The following is a 15,422-nucleotide window of genomic DNA, read 5'->3' on the forward strand; positions in this document are numbered from 1 at the left end:
TAAAAATGTTATGGAAAACAAAGAGGTTGCATACAAAGCAGAAACAGGTTATACTGCCCTTATTAAAAGGAGAATAACATGAAAAAAGGCAAAAAAACCAGATGGCTGTATAAAGCAGCTGGAATGGCAGTCCTTTTGGGGGCAGCATTTTGGTGCAGCAACAGCGGGCTCCTGTTATGGAAGCCTGAAGTTCTGACTGTATTGGCGGAATCAGAAAGTGGCGACAGCCTGTCATCTGTTACAGAGGAAGCTAAGATACTTCCTATTCCCAACAGTGATGGCAAATATATGTTGAAAAGTGACGGCTTTTACTGTCTGAATGAAGATGGTTCAGGAGACTGCGTTCAGGCTATACATTATTTCGACCATTTTGTTGTAGATGGAACAGTGTTTAATGGATATTATTATCACGACGAGACAGGAAAATTTAAAGCTTCTGAAGCACATCTTACAGCCATTTCACAGGAAGCACTCCCGAAAGCAGAAGATGGAACTGTGGAAGCAGGATGGACTTCGGGGATTTATGTGGTAAATAACCTTGGAAGGCTTTCCGGTACCGGAAGAGTTTGTATTCTAAAAGAAGAGATTGGACAGATAAAACTAGATGGCGGGTATTACGTTGACAGAAATGGAAGAGTGTGTCAGGAAGGTGGCATTTATTATATCCAGGAAATGAATGTGGGAGAAAAGAGATTTTCCGGGTATTATTATTTTGATGAATCAAGCGGCGTATTAGTGGAAGAAGCTGGTACTACACCAGAGGGCTTGACAATCCAAAAAGATGGCAGTATCAAGGAATTGACGGATCCGGGGATCAAAAATCTGAAGAAAGCTGTGAAGGAATTTACGGAAAATTTGGAAGGGGACTGGAGCGTCTATGTGAAAGATCTGAAGAGCGGAGAGAAGTTCTCCATCAATGATAAAGCCATATCTTCTGCAAGTCTGATAAAAGCATTTACAATGGCTGCAAGTTATGAAAATATGGAAAAAATCAGGATAGCTGAGGGGATACTTCTGAAAGCAGATTCAGCTAGTCAGACTGTGACAGACAAGCTGTTTCGGCTTATGGAGAATATGGTAACCTACAGTGACAATGAGTCTTTTAATGAAATGGTAAGGCTTCAGACTGCTTCCAATCAATTCAATGCAGGTGCACGTGTAATTAACAGGTATCTTAGGGAACAGGGTTATAAAGAGACAGCTGTGCTTCATACGCTTGCGCCTTCGAATACAGATCCGGAAGGGCTTGGCAGCAGTAATATGACCTCTGTGGAGGATTGTGGCACTTTGCTAGAGAAGATTTACCGAAGAGAATGTGTAAGTCCGGAGGATTCTGACCAGATGCTGTCTTTGCTTCTGAATCAGGATACCAGAACAAAGATTCCTGGCGGGCTCAAGGAATCTGTTCAGATAGCGAATAAAACTGGTGAAAATGATAAAAGCCAGCACGATATTGGAATTGTCTATGGAGCCAGAACGGATTATATTCTATGCGTAATGTCTGAGAATGTAGGAAAGGAAGCCGATGCTGTTTCCAATATTCAGAGGATTTCAGCGATGGCTTATTATTATTTGAATTAGAGCGTATTTGAAAAAGGCTTTCTGCAAAACAGAATCCTTTCCAGACTTGTACAAAAAAATTGCTTGACACTAATAAAATTTTGCGATAGCATGAAGACAATAAAAGAAAAATTGAAAGGAGATTTACACCATGAAAGTAGTTTATACAGAGAAGGCACCAGCAGCAATCGGACCATACTCCCAGGCAATGATCTTAAATGGAGTATTATTCACATCTGGACAGATTCCGGTAAATCCTGCAACAGGCGAGATCAACGGAGATACCATTGAGACTCAGGCAGAGCAGGTTATGAAGAATCTTGGCGAAGTACTGAAAGAAGCAGGAAGTAGCTTTGAGAAGGCAGTTAAGACAACATGCTTCCTTGCTGATATGGGAGATTTTGCCAAGTTTAATGAAGTATATGCGAAATACTTTGTAAACAAACCAGCACGTTCCTGTGTCGCTGTGAAAACTCTTCCGAAGAATGTTCTTTGCGAAGTTGAGGTAATCGCAGAAGTTTAATAGTACTGTCCACAGGAAAATGTGTCAAATGTTTTTGTATTTAAAGATATGCAAATATTTAGAATATATATTGTCAGGCCTTCTGGGGTTCACCCGGGAGGCCTTTGTCATAAATAAAAATTGTGCAGAATTCTGTTGCAACGCAGTCTGGAATGTCAGACAGAAATCCCTGGCATATTAAACTGTTGACGGATTGCTTTTTAGTTGGAAATCATGTATAATAGCGAACGATAGCATGGGGATTTTTTGCTATGCAGGAAAATCCCTTTCAAGAAGAAAGGCAGGGACGAAATGTGGATAATCTTATGAAAGTGGGAATGGGATATGATGTACACAGACTGACAGAGAACCGGAATCTGATCCTTGGCGGTGTGAAGATACCGTGGGAGAAAGGCCTGCTGGGACATTCAGATGCAGATGTACTAATTCATGCGATTATGGATGCTCTTTTGGGAGCTGCAGCTCTTGGAGATATTGGACAGCATTTTCCAGATACAGATCCGGCATACGAGGGGATTTCCAGCGTAAAGCTGTTGGAACATGTAGCCTCTCTTCTGGAAAAAAAAGGATATGGTGTAGGAAATATTGACGCTGTGATCATTGCCCAGAAGCCGAAGATGGCACCTCATATTCCACAGATGAAGGAAAACATTGCGAAAGCGCTGCATATGGAGCCTGACTGTCTGAATATCAAGGCTACCACAGAGGAGAAGCTGGGTTTTACCGGAAGAGAAGAGGGAATTGCTTCCCAGGCAGTCTGCCTTTTATACAAGAAATAATGTTGTTGTGCGCACAAGTACAAAATGCTGCAGAAGTCTGGAATTGGCAGCTGCGAAATAACATTTAGAGAAATTGACCGGAGGGAGAAATAAAATGAAGATTTTTAATACGCTGACCCGTCAGAAAGAGGAATTTGTACCCCTTGAAGAGGGAAAGGTAAAAATGTATGTCTGCGGACCTACTGTATACAACCTGATCCATATTGGTAATGCACGTCCAATGATCATTTTTGATACAGTCCGCCGTTATCTGGAATATAAAGGATACGAAGTAAACTATGTATCCAACTTTACAGACGTAGATGACAAAATTATCAAGAAAGCAATCGAAGAGGGAGTTTCCGCAGAAGAAATTTCCCAGAGATATATTGAAGAGTGCAAAAAGGATATGGCAGGAATGAACGTGAAGCCTGCTACTACACATCCTCAGGCAACTCAGGAAATTGACGGCATGATCAGCATGATCCAGACTCTTATGGATAAAGGATATGCTTATGCAGTGGCAGACGGAACTGTATATTTCCGTGTAAAGAAATTTAAAGAATATGGAAAGCTTTCCCACAAAAACCTGGATGACCTGCAGTCTGGATTCCGTGCACTTCAGGTATCAGGAGAGGACCAGAAAGAAGATCCGCTGGATTTCGTACTCTGGAAACCGAAGAAAGAAGGGGAACCATACTGGACTTCTCCGTGGTGCGATGGCCGTCCGGGCTGGCACATTGAGTGCTCTGTTATGTCTAAGAAATATCTTGGAGACGAGATTGATATCCATGCCGGTGGTGAGGATCTTATTTTCCCGCATCACGAGAATGAAATCGCACAGAGCGAATGCTGCAATGACAAAATTTTTGCAAGATACTGGATGCACAATGCATTCCTGAATATTGATAACCGTAAAATGTCCAAGTCCCTTGGAAACTTCCGTACTGTGCGTGAGATCAGCGAGCAGTATGACCTGCAGGTGCTTCGTTTCTTCATGCTGAATGCACACTACAGAAGTCCGCTGAACTTTAGTGCTGATCTTATGGAGTCTTCCAAGAATGCCCTTGAGAGAATTACAGAGGCAGCAGGACGCCTGAAAGACCGTAAGGAGAAGGCATCTGCTGTTGAACTTACTGAGGCTGAGAAGAAACTTCTTGCAGAGGCAGAAGGATATGTAAAGAAATTTGAAGAAGCAATGGAAGACGATTTCAACACAGCTGATGCGCTTGCAGCTGTATTTGAACTGGTCAAATTTGCCAATACAAATGTAACAGAAGAAAGCAGCGCCGCTTTTGCAGAAGGAATTCTTGAAATTCTTGTGAAGCTTTGTGATGTGCTTGGACTTGCTGCTGTGAAGAAAGAAGAAATTCTGGATAAAGAAATCGAAGATCTGATTGCAGAGCGCCAGGAGGCAAGAAAGGCAAAGAATTTTGCAAGAGCAGATGAGATTCGTGATGAACTCCTTGCAAAGGGAATCATTCTTAAAGATACACGTGAAGGAGTAAAATGGAAACGGGCTTAAGTGAATTAAAAGAACTGTTTGAACTGAAAGACAGGGATCTGCGAACCTATTCCCCGCTGACACTGGCTTATATTGGAGATGGTGTTTATGAACTGGTGATCCGGACAATCCTTGTTAAAAAAGGCAACTGTCCGGTGAATCAGCTTCATAAAAAGGCCAGCAGCCTGGTAAAGGCAGGAGCGCAGTCAAAGATGATGGAGCTTCTGGAACCTGATCTTACAGAAGAAGAACTGGCTGTCTATAAAAGAGGCAGAAATGCACATTCCCCTACAATGGCCAAGCATGCTACAATGGCAGATTACCGCAGGGCTACAGGCTTTGAGGCACTGATGGGATATTTGTACCTGAAAGAAGATTATTCCAGAATTGTGGAACTGGTGAGAAAAGGAATTCCGGAAGAGAATTTATAAAGAACAACAGCAATGATTTTACAAAGGCAATAAGAGACAGGAGGCTGCAAATGAGCGAGCAGATTGAAGGAAGAAATGCGGTATTAGAGGCATTTCGCTCAGGAAAATGCGTGGACAAGCTTTTTGTTCTGGACAGATGCCAGGATGGACCAGTACGCACCATTATCCGTGAGGCAAGAAAAAAAGATACGATCATTAATTTTGTACAGAAAGAGCGTCTGGATCAGTTAAGCGAGACAGGCGCCCATCAGGGCGTGATCGCGCAGGTGGCTGCATATGAATATTCCACAGTTGAGGATATTTTAAATAAAGCAAAGGAAAAAGGAGAAGCACCTTTCATTTTTCTTCTTGATGATATCGAAGATCCCCATAATCTGGGAGCTATTATCCGTACTGCCAACCTTGCAGGCGCACATGGTGTTATCATTCCGAAAAGACATGCGGCAGGGCTTACATCAACAGTTGCAAAAACTTCTGCAGGGGCTTTGAACTACACACCAGTTGCCAAGGTATCTAATCTTGGACAGACCATCGAAGAGCTGAAAAAAGAGGGTATGTGGTTCGTATGCGCAGATATGGGCGGAGATCTGATGTACAATCTGAATCTTACCGGTCCTATGGGTGTGGTAATCGGAAATGAGGGAGAGGGCGTGAGCCGTCTTGTAAAGGAAAAATGTGACTTTGTGGCAGCTATTCCTATGAAGGGAGATATTGATTCTCTGAATGCGTCTGTTGCAGCAGGAATCCTTGCCTATGAGGTGGTTCGCCAGAGAATGAAATAAAATCCGGAGGAAATATGGGAAAGTTCGATGGTGTAAGTGATGAAGAACTGATTGCCCGTCTGCGGGCTGGAGAGACAGCCATAGAAGATTATCTGATGGAGAAATATAAGGGGCTGGTGCGTCAGAAAGCCCGGGCCATGTTCCTCATCGGAGGAGATACAGATGACCTGATTCAGGAAGGAATGATCGGTTTGTTTAAAGCAGTCCGGGATTTTCAGACAGATAAGGAGGCATCTTTTGCAACTTTTGCCAGAGTGTGTATTGACAGGCAGATATACAGTGCCATTCAGAATTCTAACCGCCAGAAGCACCAGCCTCTGAATTCCTATGTATCGTTGAATCAGGAGGATGAAAGCAGTCCAATCTGGGAACTGAGCGTGGAGAATCCGGAATCTATCATTATTGATCAGGAGACTACAGAGGATCTTCGGAAAAGAATTTCAGATTATTTAAGTCCTATGGAAAATAAAGTGCTGGATTTGTATCTGAAGGGAAAAGGATATGTGGAAATTGGAGGAATCCTGAATAAATCTCCAAAATCTGTTGATAATGCTCTGCAGAGAATCCGCTCCAAAATCCGCGAGGTAATAAGCTAGAGCCTTTTCTAGTCCAGGAGCTGGTACAGGAAATAGAAAAATTCTATTTCCTGTATTGACTTTTTCAAAAAACATGTTATCATATCAATTAATCAATGCGTCACAGAAGACGCGTCAATTTAATCTTTAATTCAAATTTGTTAATTCAGTTATTAAAATCCATTTAATTAATTATTGTATCTTAGAAATTGTTAAAATATTAATAATTATAGTTTCTATTTATTTCACTGATCTCAGATGTATTTATAAATCAAATCTTTTATTCTTTTTACTATTTAATTTTCGAAAAAATCCCTAATGACAGATATGACCGTTCTGGTTCTTTGTAAAGGAGGTGGTACCCATGTGCTGATTTTATGGTTACTGGTCTTTTTGAGCAGTAGCTGTTTTGCAGCAGGTCTGCAAAATAACAGAAATTCCAGGAGGAAAGGAGTAAGCAGGAACGGTTCCTGCCGTGATTGATCCATGAGAAAGAAATGGATGCTGTTTGTACTAGCGTTCTGCCTTTTGGCGGGAGCAGCAGGTTCTATGGTGTATGCCTATTTAATTGACCGCCAGGAAACTGTTAACAGGATAAAGATAGTGGAGAATAAGACACACATTGAAGAAGAGTTTGATCCTCCGGCCGATCCTGGACCAGGATCGGTCATAAAGAAAAAGCCATGTATTGTAAATGATTCTGTGATTCCGGTATATGTCCGGGTCAGGGTAGTATTCAGCAATCTGGATGCACAGGCGCAGTGTGAGCCTCTTAAGATAAAAGACAGTTGGAAAACAGGAGAAGACGGATACTATTATTATCAGAAACAGCTTCAGCCAGGACAGCGAACAGATACGGTTTTTGATAATATTGTTATAAAAAACACAGTAAAAAAAGAAGATTTGGTTCCATTTGATATTCTTGTGTATGAAGAGTCGGTTCAGAGCGAAGGATTTTCTTCTCCGGAAGAAGCCTTTGCAAGACTGTAAGGAGGTGCACATGAAAAAAATGAAAAAGGCAGCACTGATCTTTGGAACCGGGTTATGTCTGGCTGTGGGAACTGGCGGCACACTTGCTTATCTTGGTGACACAGGACAAGTTGCAAACAGGCTGACATTTGCCGGGGAAAAAGGCCTGGATGCAGTTCTTACAGAGCCGTCATGGAATCCACAGAAAGGATTACTTACTGTTCCAGGTTCTTCTGTTGCAAAAGATCCTCAGATAACCAATACATCAGAACTGAATATGAATGAGCTTGCAGCATTGAAATGTGAGTTCGTTTACAGTCAGAATTGCCCGGATAAGAGCAAAAGAGGAAAAGTCTTAAGCGCTCAGGATATGGAAAAAGTAGTCCAAGTTTATACCATTGATTATAACAGTGATGATGCCGCTAAAGGAGAATGGGTGCGATTTGCTGAGCAGAAAAAGACAGACCCTGTACAGTATTTTTACTACTCGAAAGTTTTGAAAAGGAACCTGAATGGTACAGGAGAAACAACTGTTCCTCTATTTACAAAGGTCTGGGTGGATAAAAAGGTAAATAACCGCAGGCAGACCTGGATTCAGGAAATGGGCGGGGTGGAAATTAAGATTTCCGGACAGATTCTTCAGCAGATGACAGGAGAAGAATATTTTGGTCTTAACAATCCAAAAAGTGCGTATGAAGCAGGATTGTTTCATTTTTAATGAGAGAAAGGAAGAGAAAATATGAAAATGAGCAGAGGAAAAAGAAATGTATTATTTGCGGGAGTACTTTCATGTGCCATGTTATTTGGAATTGGAAACACAATGGCTTATTTCACGGAAAATTCTGTGCAGACCAATGTTTTTACCACAGGGGACCTTGATATTGGTCTGAAAGAACCGGACTGGGATCCAAATGAAAACGATGGAAAGAATATGTATCCGGGATACACGGTATACAAAAATCCAACTGTAAAGAACATCACCTCCGACAAAAACGGGGACGAGCCCTGTTATGTGAGAATGAGTGTGGACATTCTGAATAGTCAGGGGACACCGATCACAGACGATCAGGCGTTGAATCTGATTTATAAAACCATTTATTTTGATAAGACTTTTACCGGTGGATATGACAAAAAAGAAGGTAAGGCTACCGGACTGATTCAGGATAGGATTCCTGGCTACAACCTTGCACAGCTGGCAGCCTATCCAATGGTAAATCCATTGTGGACAAAGGACACGGCACGCTCCACTGCTTCAAAACTTGTTTTCAATTATATGGGAGCAAAAGGGGATGGAATTTTAAATATTGGAGAGGAGTCTACCCTGTTTACCAATATTGCGATTCCTACAGACTGGAACCAGACACAGATGCAGAAAGTTGGAAATTATCAGCTGAAAGTAACAGCACAGGCAATTCAGAGCAAAGGATTTGCTACCCAGTCAGAAGCTTACCGCATGTTGGATGAAGAAATTAAAGGAGGAACCTTGCAGGAAATAAACCGCGGCAGTGAGAACTGATCAGAAAGGAAGAGATACCATGAAGAAGCATAAGTGCACAAGTATCTGCATAACTGTGGTGGCAGTACTGCTGCTTGCATGCGGTACTGCGCTGGCTGCCTGGAATGTATCTGAATATGCAGTAAATCTGCTGTCCATGTCCTCTTACAAAAATTCCATACAGGAAAATTATGTAAGGCCAGATCATGTAGATCCGGGACAGAAAGTGGTGAAAGAGGTAAATATAAAAAATGAAGGAACTGTGGATTCCTTTGTCCGGATAAAAATTGGAAGAGTATTTGGGAGTATCAGTGAAACCGGTCAGTTTCTGGAAAATCGGGAACTGGATCCTGAGATGATCGAAATTCATTACAACACCGATCTCTGGAAGCTGTGTGAGGACGGCTACTGGTACTATAAGGATGTATTGCCGGCAGGAAAAACCACGAAAAAGCCTCTGATGGACAGCTACTATCTCTCTGAAAAAGCAGACAACCGTTATAAGAACAAAGAGGCAAGAATTATTGTAAATCTGGAGAGTATACAGGCAGAGAGCGGCGAAATGAAAGCAATATGGGGAAAAAATGAGAAGGATCTTGGAATTACCTATCAGCCATGTACTTGCGAAGTTGTTACCAGTGTGATTTTTGACAAAAATCATAAGCTGATCATTGGCGGCGAGAAAACAGATCTGTTTGCAAATTTTAAGAACCTGCAGCCTGGATGTACAAGAAGCCAGACAATAAGGCTTGCTAATAACTCGGATTTAAACATTAAGATGAGCCTTCAGGCGGAAGCTGCCAAACAGAACAAGTACAGCAAAAAGAATCTGGAGCTGATACGGAAGCTTCTTACCAGTTATGCAAAGATTGAAATTCTGGAGAACAATAAAGTTCTTTATCATGGAACTGTAGATGGAAATCTGACGAAAAAAGGCTGGAGCATGAAAAAAGACATTTCCCTTGGTGAGTTTAAACCAGGAGCAGGAAAAAATCTGATTGTAAAATTGTCTTTAAGTGAAGAGATGGATAATGAATATCAGGAACTGTTGGGAAAAGTGAAATGGGTATTTTCTGCGAGTCAGGCCTCTTCGGATTCATCTTCCGGTCAAAATGGAAATGGTGACCGGGGGCACAATGACGATGAGAACAATGGAGATGACGGAAATAACGGAAATAACGGCGGAAATGGAAATAAAAGCGGAAATGGAAAGTATGGCGAAAACGGAAACAGTGGTGGAAGTGGATACAACGGTGGAGGGGAAAGCTTAAATGGAGCAGCAGGAGAAAAAGTGTATGCAACTGCGTCTGCAAGCCCTAAAACCGGAGATAACACAAATCTGCTGGCAAGATGGTTTGCGCTATTTGCAGCTGCGGTGGTTCTTGCAGTAACTGCAAGAAAACTGTACAGAAAGGAAAAAGACAGATGAGATTAAAAATCTGGGGAAAAGGTCTGTTGAAAATCATATGGGGGATTTTTGTCATTTTGTTAGTCGGACTTTCGTTTCCCCAGATATATGGCATGAAATGTTACAGCGTAATGTCTGGAAGCATGAGCCCTGATTTGCCAGTTGGAAGTGCCATATATGTGAAGGAAAAGGAGCCGGAAAAAGTAGAAAAAGGGGAGATCATTACATTTACCACAGAACAAGGGAGAACAATGATTACACACCGGGTAGCTGAAAACAATAAGGAAAAGCATTTTTTTGTAACAAAAGGGGATTCCAATCAATATCAGGATACAAAACCGGTAAAGTGGGAAAATCTGCAGGGCACGGTTGTATTTTGCATCCCTTTTGCCGGATATGTGCTGAACTTTACAGGAAGCAGAACGGGTAAAATTGCGGCAGTCTTTTTCCTGTTTGCAATTTATCTGGCAACAGAAATTTTTGAAGGGCAGACAAAAAGGAGAGTGAGATAAGTTGAGGAAAAAAAGAAGCTTTTTGGCAGTTATGGGGCTGCTTGTCGGAACTATGTCTTTTGCCGGGGGAACAGCTGCGTATTTAAGCAAATCTGCCGGCGAAGTAAAGAATGTTTTTACGGCAGGATCTGTAAAGGCGCAGCTTACAGAAGCCCACTGGGATACGCAAAAAGCGTCAAAGGTTTATCCCGGTCAGATCCTGGAAAAAGATCCGGTTGTAAAAAATATAGGGGAAAACAGTGCAAATGTTTTTCTGGAGGTAAATGTTCCTATGAGAAGTATAGCTGTTCTGGATGGCAGTACAGGCAGAAAAACAATAAGAGAAAACAGAGAATTGTTTACATTTCAGGCAGACGAGACGAAGTGGACTCTTCTTTATCAGGAGAAAACCTCAGGAAACAAAAAATATATTTACGGCTATAAAAGTGTTTTGAACCCAGGAGAATCCACTACACCGCTATTTCGAAAACTTGCTGCTGTTTCCTATTTAGAGGGGGAATTGGATGCAAGTGTAAGCTATGATGTACCTGTGATTGCCAGCGTTATTCAGGAACAGGATGGAAGCAAAACCATGAAAGAAATCTATCAGGAATATTTGAAACAGGCTGATATTGACCAGAAGGAGGCGAGGGGATGAGAAAAAGAAATCTGAAAAAAACTATATTGGCCGCGGCTCTGGCTGTGCCTGTAGCGTTCTCCTATCCTGGCTGGGCAGTAAGGGCACAGGAAGATGAGAAGGTGTCAACTGAAACGGAAGCGCAGGAAGTAATGCAAGACAATACAGCGCCTGAAGAAGCTGAATGTGAAGAAAATCCTGCTCATGATGAAATGGATGGGGCAGAAACAGATAGTACAGAAACAGACAGTACAGAAGCCGACAGGAATGTTTCAGAAGAGGAGAAATTTTTTCAGAGTGGACTGATTGCAAATGAGGATGGAGAATTTTTGTCTTCTTTGGAGGAAATGGAAACTTCAGGAGAGGATTCCATGTTTTTTCAAGATGGTCTGGAAGTGCTTGAAGATGGCAGCACAGATGACTTGATTGATGCATATGTTGCTCCGGAAAATTATGCACAGGAAGGAACTCCTGTAAGAGAAGGAAAGGGCGGTTTTACCGCTGTTGCAAATGGAAGTACGCTTTTCAGCAGCAAATATACAAGACTTGGCTGGAATGCGGATACCCAGGTTTATTCATGGAACAATGCAGGAAATGACGTTATTTCAGGAATGAAGCAGGGAGCAATGGTAGAGGGACCGTATTTTGTTCCACTTAATAACAATGCAAAAGGAAAATTTGGTTTTCGTGTTACACATGTAGGATACAATAAAGAAGCAAATACGAAGGTAGACCTTCTTCTTACCTGTAATAATTATCAGGATTATACCTACGATTACAAGGGAAATAAAATAACGGGAATTTATCCTATGTTTGGTGTCAGCAATTCAAATGAATTGTGGATCAGCTTTAAGGATGAGCTCTCTGCACAGGAAATCAAAATTGATATTGTAAAAAGCGGTACAGATATTCCGGTTGCAGGCAACTATCGTTTTCGATGGCTGGATATTGATTTGTACCAGAGATTTGGAATCAATCTTCAGAATGGTTCTATAGGACACCGGTATGCGACAACTGATTCTGTAGTAAATGTAGTGAAGAAAACTTTATTTTCCAAAAACTTTGAAGTTCTTACCGCACCGGCACCTGCCGTTGACGGAGAGATTCCGCAAAATACAGTTGTTTATGAGCTGGACAATTCATCCGGCTTCTATCTGGCAATTCTGCGGCCTGGTTGCGGAGCTTATTCTATTGAAACAGCAAGCAGGATCAAAAGTGTATTTGCTGATGTACAGACTGGAACCTGTAAAACGTCTGCCGGACTTAACTGGGATGCGAAAGGCTATGGTCCGGTAGAGTATCCTGGCCTTGTAAAAAAGACTGGAAATACACTGGCTTCCCAGGGAACGTCAAACACCTTGTCTGACAGTACCTCGGAATTTTATTATACCTTGCAGACAGATATCCCGGAAGAGCATTCAGCGTATTATTACAGCTCTTGCGAAGTCAGTGATACCCTGCCGGCAGGAGTCGATTTCGCTGGTTACGCAGCTGTAAAGATGCTGCCTTCAGAGAATGATGTAACCTCATGGTTTAGTATTTCTACAGATGGGGATGTGATAAATTTTCAGGCTACACAGGCAGCATTGTCACAGGCGGACTTTTATGGAAAAACATATGAGTTTCAGATAAAAGTGAGAATGGATCCTACTGAAATAACACCGGTTTATAGTGGTGACAGTTACCGTTATGAGGTAAAAAATAAGGCTTCGATTACCTGTCAGCATATAAATGGGCTCGCAGGAACTTCCTGGTCAGATGAAGTGACTACAGATTGTACAAGATATAAAAACAAAGTAGTGAATGCCTCTGTAAAGAAGTATACTGCCAATTTGCAGGATGGGGTATGGAGAGAAGACCTTCTTCTTCCAGGTCCGGACAGTGAGTATAAATATAAACTGAATATAAATGTGCCGGATAATGAATTTGGCGGGTATATGACCAGAATGGAAATTGCAGATACATTGCCTGCGGGAGCAGAATTGACAGCTGCAACAGCGGAGGTTTATGAAAACGGGCAGAACAGAGTGGATGGACGGTTCCAGATATCTGTAAATGGAAAGAACATTACCTTAAAGGCAACAGAAGCTGCTCTTGGTGACAGAGGATTTTATGGGAAATCCTATGATGTGATTTTTAACGCCAGAATGGTACCAGGAGAGATTTCCTGTACTTATAACGGAACTGTAGCTTCTTATGTGACCAGCAATCATTTTACTGTTACGACACAGCATAAAGGAGACTCGCAGGCTGTAACAATTACCTCGAACAATGTTGCAGATAGGGCAAGCGTAAACAGAACCGAACCAAAGAATCCTCAAAAATGGATTCTAAGGGAAAATCAGAGAATAGTTACTGCAGAGTATACTGGCAGAGATTTTGAAAGTGTGTTTGAAATTGTTCAGGAAATTCCTTCCAATAAAAGAGAATGGAAAATTTCCAAATTTAAAATCCAGGATACTTTGGCAGACTGTTTTGAACTGAAAGGGGTTCAGATATATCTTGATCAGACAGTAGAAGCTTCATTTGGCGCTTCTGACAGTGTACGCGGAGATTGGAGTCTGAATGTTGCTGGAAATTCGATTACCTTGTCTTCTGTGGCAGAATTGCCAGAGCGCTGTTATGGAAAATCCGTGCGTCTTTTACTTACTGTTGGATTGAAGAGTAACAGTAACTTACAGCAGTACTATGTAGCAAATCAAAATCCGGATGTACTGGAAGCCCATATATACAATATTGCTACAAGTACTTTTAACTGGATCGGAGGAGAACCTTCTTCCACATCAAAAAATACAGAAAAGACCAAGGTGATTGTAAAGGAAAAAGTTCCAAAAGGTCATATTACTATAAGAAAAGTGGATGAGACAGGAAAGGCACTGCAGAATGGAAAATTTCAGATCACAGCTTTGGAGGACATCCGTTCTGCTTCTGGAAATATTTTGCTGAGAGCTGGGACTGTAGCAGATACTATAGTAACGGATAGAAATGGAACAGCCATTTCAAAAGATATTTATCTTGGAAAATATAAGGTAAGTGAGGTAAGACCACCTGAGGGATATGCAATCAGCCGGCAGGTATTTGAGGCGAATTTAAGCAAAACAGAGCCTGAAAAAGCGATCCTTGTCAGAAATCAGAAAATGCATCTGTACATCAAAAAAGTAACAGAAACGGAAGAAGCAGGAGGAAATCGTCCTCCTATTGAAGGCGTAAAATTCCGTTTATGGGAAAGCAGTGCAAATGCAGATTCGGCGGGAACAACATACACAACAAACAAAAACGGATTAATAAAATTGGAAGGGCTGTCACCTGCAACATATTGTATACAGGAGACAGCAGTACCTGCCGGATATGTTTTAGATAACACAGTTTATAAATTTACTGTGGATGCAAATGGATTGGTAAAGAATGAGCAAGGTTATACAATGGTAATTGAAAACCGTTATATAAAAGCGGAATTTTTAAAGACGGATAAGGTGACAGGTGAAGCTGTTGCAGGAGCTGTTATGCAGTTGACGGATAAAAGCGGAAAAGTGATCGACACCTGGACGTCCGGGAAAACTGCTCATAGGATTAATAAACTGCCAGCCGGAGAATATGTACTTACAGAAATAACAGCTCCTTCCGGTTACAAAAAAGGAAAACCGGTGATTTGTACGGTAAAAAGTACATCTGGAGTTCAGAAGTTCCAGATGACAGATGTGAAGATGGTGACTCTTACAATAAACAAAATTCTTCATGGAGATGAAATTGTCTGGGGACAGGGAAATCCGGCCTTTACATTCACGGTGAAAGGAACAGATCTGGATGGAGAAGAACGTATTTACTCTAAAACTGTGGAATTTACAAAAGAAAACACAGACACCCGGGCAGATGTAAGCAAAAGGGCTGTATTCGCACTTCCGGCAGGGAAATACCAGGTTCAGGAGAGTAAAGTTATGCGGTATAAACTGGAGAAAATTGACCAGGTAGTAAATGGAACTGTACAGGGAAATACTGTTCAGTTTGATCTGTCCGGAAATCAGAATGGGACCGCTTCCTTTACAAACAAGAAAAGCGGAGATGGCTTACTGACAGATACAGATTATGTGCGGAATATTGTTATTCCTGAAAAATGAAAAATGCAGTATAGCAGTACCTGCCAGGTTGCAGCGGCAGGTGCTGCAGCAAAAAATTTTAATTATTTTATATTTTTTGAAAAAATTTGAAAATAAGTGTGTCAAGCGTTTTTGAAAATGTCCTAAAATAATTGAAGTATTAGCCCCGGCTTTTTGCTGGGGCTTGTTATATTG

The 15,422-nt window shown here is 41.6% G+C and carries 14 protein-coding genes; all 14 read left to right on the forward strand.

What is annotated here, in order from left to right:
* Positions 1-78: 78 nt before the first annotated feature.
* The 14 genes from AB5Z12_RS17380 to AB5Z12_RS17445 all read left to right on the forward strand — a co-directional run bounded on the left by AB5Z12_RS17380 (position 79) and on the right by AB5Z12_RS17445 (position 15,248).
* Positions 79-1,581, forward strand: a complete 1,503-nt coding sequence (locus AB5Z12_RS17380) for a serine hydrolase (protein ID WP_368357416.1) — start codon at positions 79-81, stop codon at positions 1,579-1,581.
* 130 nt (positions 1,582-1,711) lie between these two features.
* Positions 1,712-2,083 carry a RidA family protein gene (locus tag AB5Z12_RS17385; protein ID WP_118579109.1) on the forward strand — a complete coding sequence of 124 codons (372 nt, stop codon included), beginning with the start codon at positions 1,712-1,714 and terminating at the stop codon, positions 2,081-2,083.
* Positions 2,084-2,388: 305 nt separating this feature from the next.
* Positions 2,389-2,862 carry a 2-C-methyl-D-erythritol 2,4-cyclodiphosphate synthase gene (gene ispF / locus AB5Z12_RS17390; protein ID WP_118579255.1) on the forward strand — a complete coding sequence of 158 codons (474 nt, stop codon included), beginning with the start codon at positions 2,389-2,391 and terminating at the stop codon, positions 2,860-2,862.
* A gap of 94 nt (positions 2,863-2,956) precedes the next feature.
* Positions 2,957-4,366, forward strand: coding sequence for a cysteine--tRNA ligase (gene cysS, locus AB5Z12_RS17395; protein WP_173716451.1), 1,410 nt, complete (start codon positions 2,957-2,959; stop codon positions 4,364-4,366).
* The gene (locus AB5Z12_RS17400) at positions 4,351-4,776 is read left to right on the forward strand and encodes a Mini-ribonuclease 3 (RefSeq protein ID WP_118579103.1); all 426 of its coding nucleotides are present in this window, start codon (positions 4,351-4,353) and stop codon (positions 4,774-4,776) included. The genes cysS and AB5Z12_RS17400 overlap by 16 nt, the downstream gene beginning before the upstream one ends.
* A 50-nt stretch (positions 4,777-4,826) precedes the next feature.
* Positions 4,827-5,558: a 23S rRNA (guanosine(2251)-2'-O)-methyltransferase RlmB gene (rlmB, locus tag AB5Z12_RS17405; protein WP_148462761.1), complete on the forward strand. Its 732-nt coding sequence runs from the start codon at positions 4,827-4,829 to the stop codon at positions 5,556-5,558.
* Between the two features lie 14 nt (positions 5,559-5,572).
* Positions 5,573-6,154, forward strand: coding sequence for an RNA polymerase sporulation sigma factor SigH (gene sigH / locus AB5Z12_RS17410; protein ID WP_118579097.1), 582 nt, complete (start codon positions 5,573-5,575; stop codon positions 6,152-6,154).
* Between the two features lie 465 nt (positions 6,155-6,619).
* On the forward strand, positions 6,620-7,123 hold the full coding sequence (locus tag AB5Z12_RS17415) for a hypothetical protein (protein ID WP_118579094.1): 504 nt from the start codon (positions 6,620-6,622) through the stop codon (positions 7,121-7,123).
* Positions 7,124-7,133: 10 nt separating this feature from the next.
* Positions 7,134-7,820: a hypothetical protein gene (locus tag AB5Z12_RS17420; RefSeq protein WP_173716453.1), complete on the forward strand. Its 687-nt coding sequence runs from the start codon at positions 7,134-7,136 to the stop codon at positions 7,818-7,820.
* 21 nt (positions 7,821-7,841) lie between these two features.
* Positions 7,842-8,618, forward strand: a complete 777-nt coding sequence (locus AB5Z12_RS17425; RefSeq protein WP_148462759.1) for a TasA family protein — start codon at positions 7,842-7,844, stop codon at positions 8,616-8,618.
* A gap of 19 nt (positions 8,619-8,637) precedes the next feature.
* A complete protein-coding gene (locus AB5Z12_RS17430) occupies positions 8,638-10,026 on the forward strand; it encodes a hypothetical protein (RefSeq protein WP_368357415.1) in 1,389 nt (462 codons plus the stop codon).
* Positions 10,023-10,517, forward strand: coding sequence for a signal peptidase I (locus AB5Z12_RS17435; protein ID WP_368357414.1), 495 nt, complete (start codon positions 10,023-10,025; stop codon positions 10,515-10,517). The genes AB5Z12_RS17430 and AB5Z12_RS17435 overlap by 4 nt, the downstream gene beginning before the upstream one ends.
* A gap of 1 nt (position 10,518) precedes the next feature.
* Positions 10,519-11,154, forward strand: a complete 636-nt coding sequence (locus tag AB5Z12_RS17440) for a hypothetical protein (RefSeq protein WP_148462756.1) — start codon at positions 10,519-10,521, stop codon at positions 11,152-11,154.
* Positions 11,151-15,248 (forward strand): isopeptide-forming domain-containing fimbrial protein, encoded by a 4,098-nt coding sequence (locus AB5Z12_RS17445; protein WP_173716456.1) that lies wholly within the window; start codon positions 11,151-11,153, stop codon positions 15,246-15,248. Before AB5Z12_RS17440 ends, AB5Z12_RS17445 begins: the two co-directional genes overlap by 4 nt.
* Positions 15,249-15,422: the final 174 nt, after the last annotated feature.

This window comes from Ruminococcus sp. RTP21358st1_G6_RTP21358_211008 (assembly GCF_040908885.1).
Lineage (GTDB): Bacteria > Bacillota > Clostridia > Lachnospirales > Lachnospiraceae > Blautia_A > Blautia_A faecis.

Coding starts and splice junctions, on each gene's coding strand:
- AB5Z12_RS17380 (WP_368357416.1), top strand. CDS start 79: ATGAAAAAAGGCAAAAAAACCAGATGGCTGTATAAAGCAGCTGGAATG.
- AB5Z12_RS17385 (WP_118579109.1), top strand. CDS start 1,712: ATGAAAGTAGTTTATACAGAGAAGGCACCAGCAGCAATCGGACCATAC.
- ispF (WP_118579255.1), top strand. CDS start 2,389: ATGAAAGTGGGAATGGGATATGATGTACACAGACTGACAGAGAACCGG.
- cysS (WP_173716451.1), top strand. CDS start 2,957: ATGAAGATTTTTAATACGCTGACCCGTCAGAAAGAGGAATTTGTACCC.
- AB5Z12_RS17400 (WP_118579103.1), top strand. CDS start 4,351: ATGGAAACGGGCTTAAGTGAATTAAAAGAACTGTTTGAACTGAAAGAC.
- rlmB (WP_148462761.1), top strand. CDS start 4,827: ATGAGCGAGCAGATTGAAGGAAGAAATGCGGTATTAGAGGCATTTCGC.
- sigH (WP_118579097.1), top strand. CDS start 5,573: ATGGGAAAGTTCGATGGTGTAAGTGATGAAGAACTGATTGCCCGTCTG.
- AB5Z12_RS17415 (WP_118579094.1), top strand. CDS start 6,620: ATGAGAAAGAAATGGATGCTGTTTGTACTAGCGTTCTGCCTTTTGGCG.
- AB5Z12_RS17420 (WP_173716453.1), top strand. CDS start 7,134: ATGAAAAAAATGAAAAAGGCAGCACTGATCTTTGGAACCGGGTTATGT.
- AB5Z12_RS17425 (WP_148462759.1), top strand. CDS start 7,842: ATGAAAATGAGCAGAGGAAAAAGAAATGTATTATTTGCGGGAGTACTT.
- AB5Z12_RS17430 (WP_368357415.1), top strand. CDS start 8,638: ATGAAGAAGCATAAGTGCACAAGTATCTGCATAACTGTGGTGGCAGTA.
- AB5Z12_RS17435 (WP_368357414.1), top strand. CDS start 10,023: ATGAGATTAAAAATCTGGGGAAAAGGTCTGTTGAAAATCATATGGGGG.
- AB5Z12_RS17445 (WP_173716456.1), top strand. CDS start 11,151: ATGAGAAAAAGAAATCTGAAAAAAACTATATTGGCCGCGGCTCTGGCT.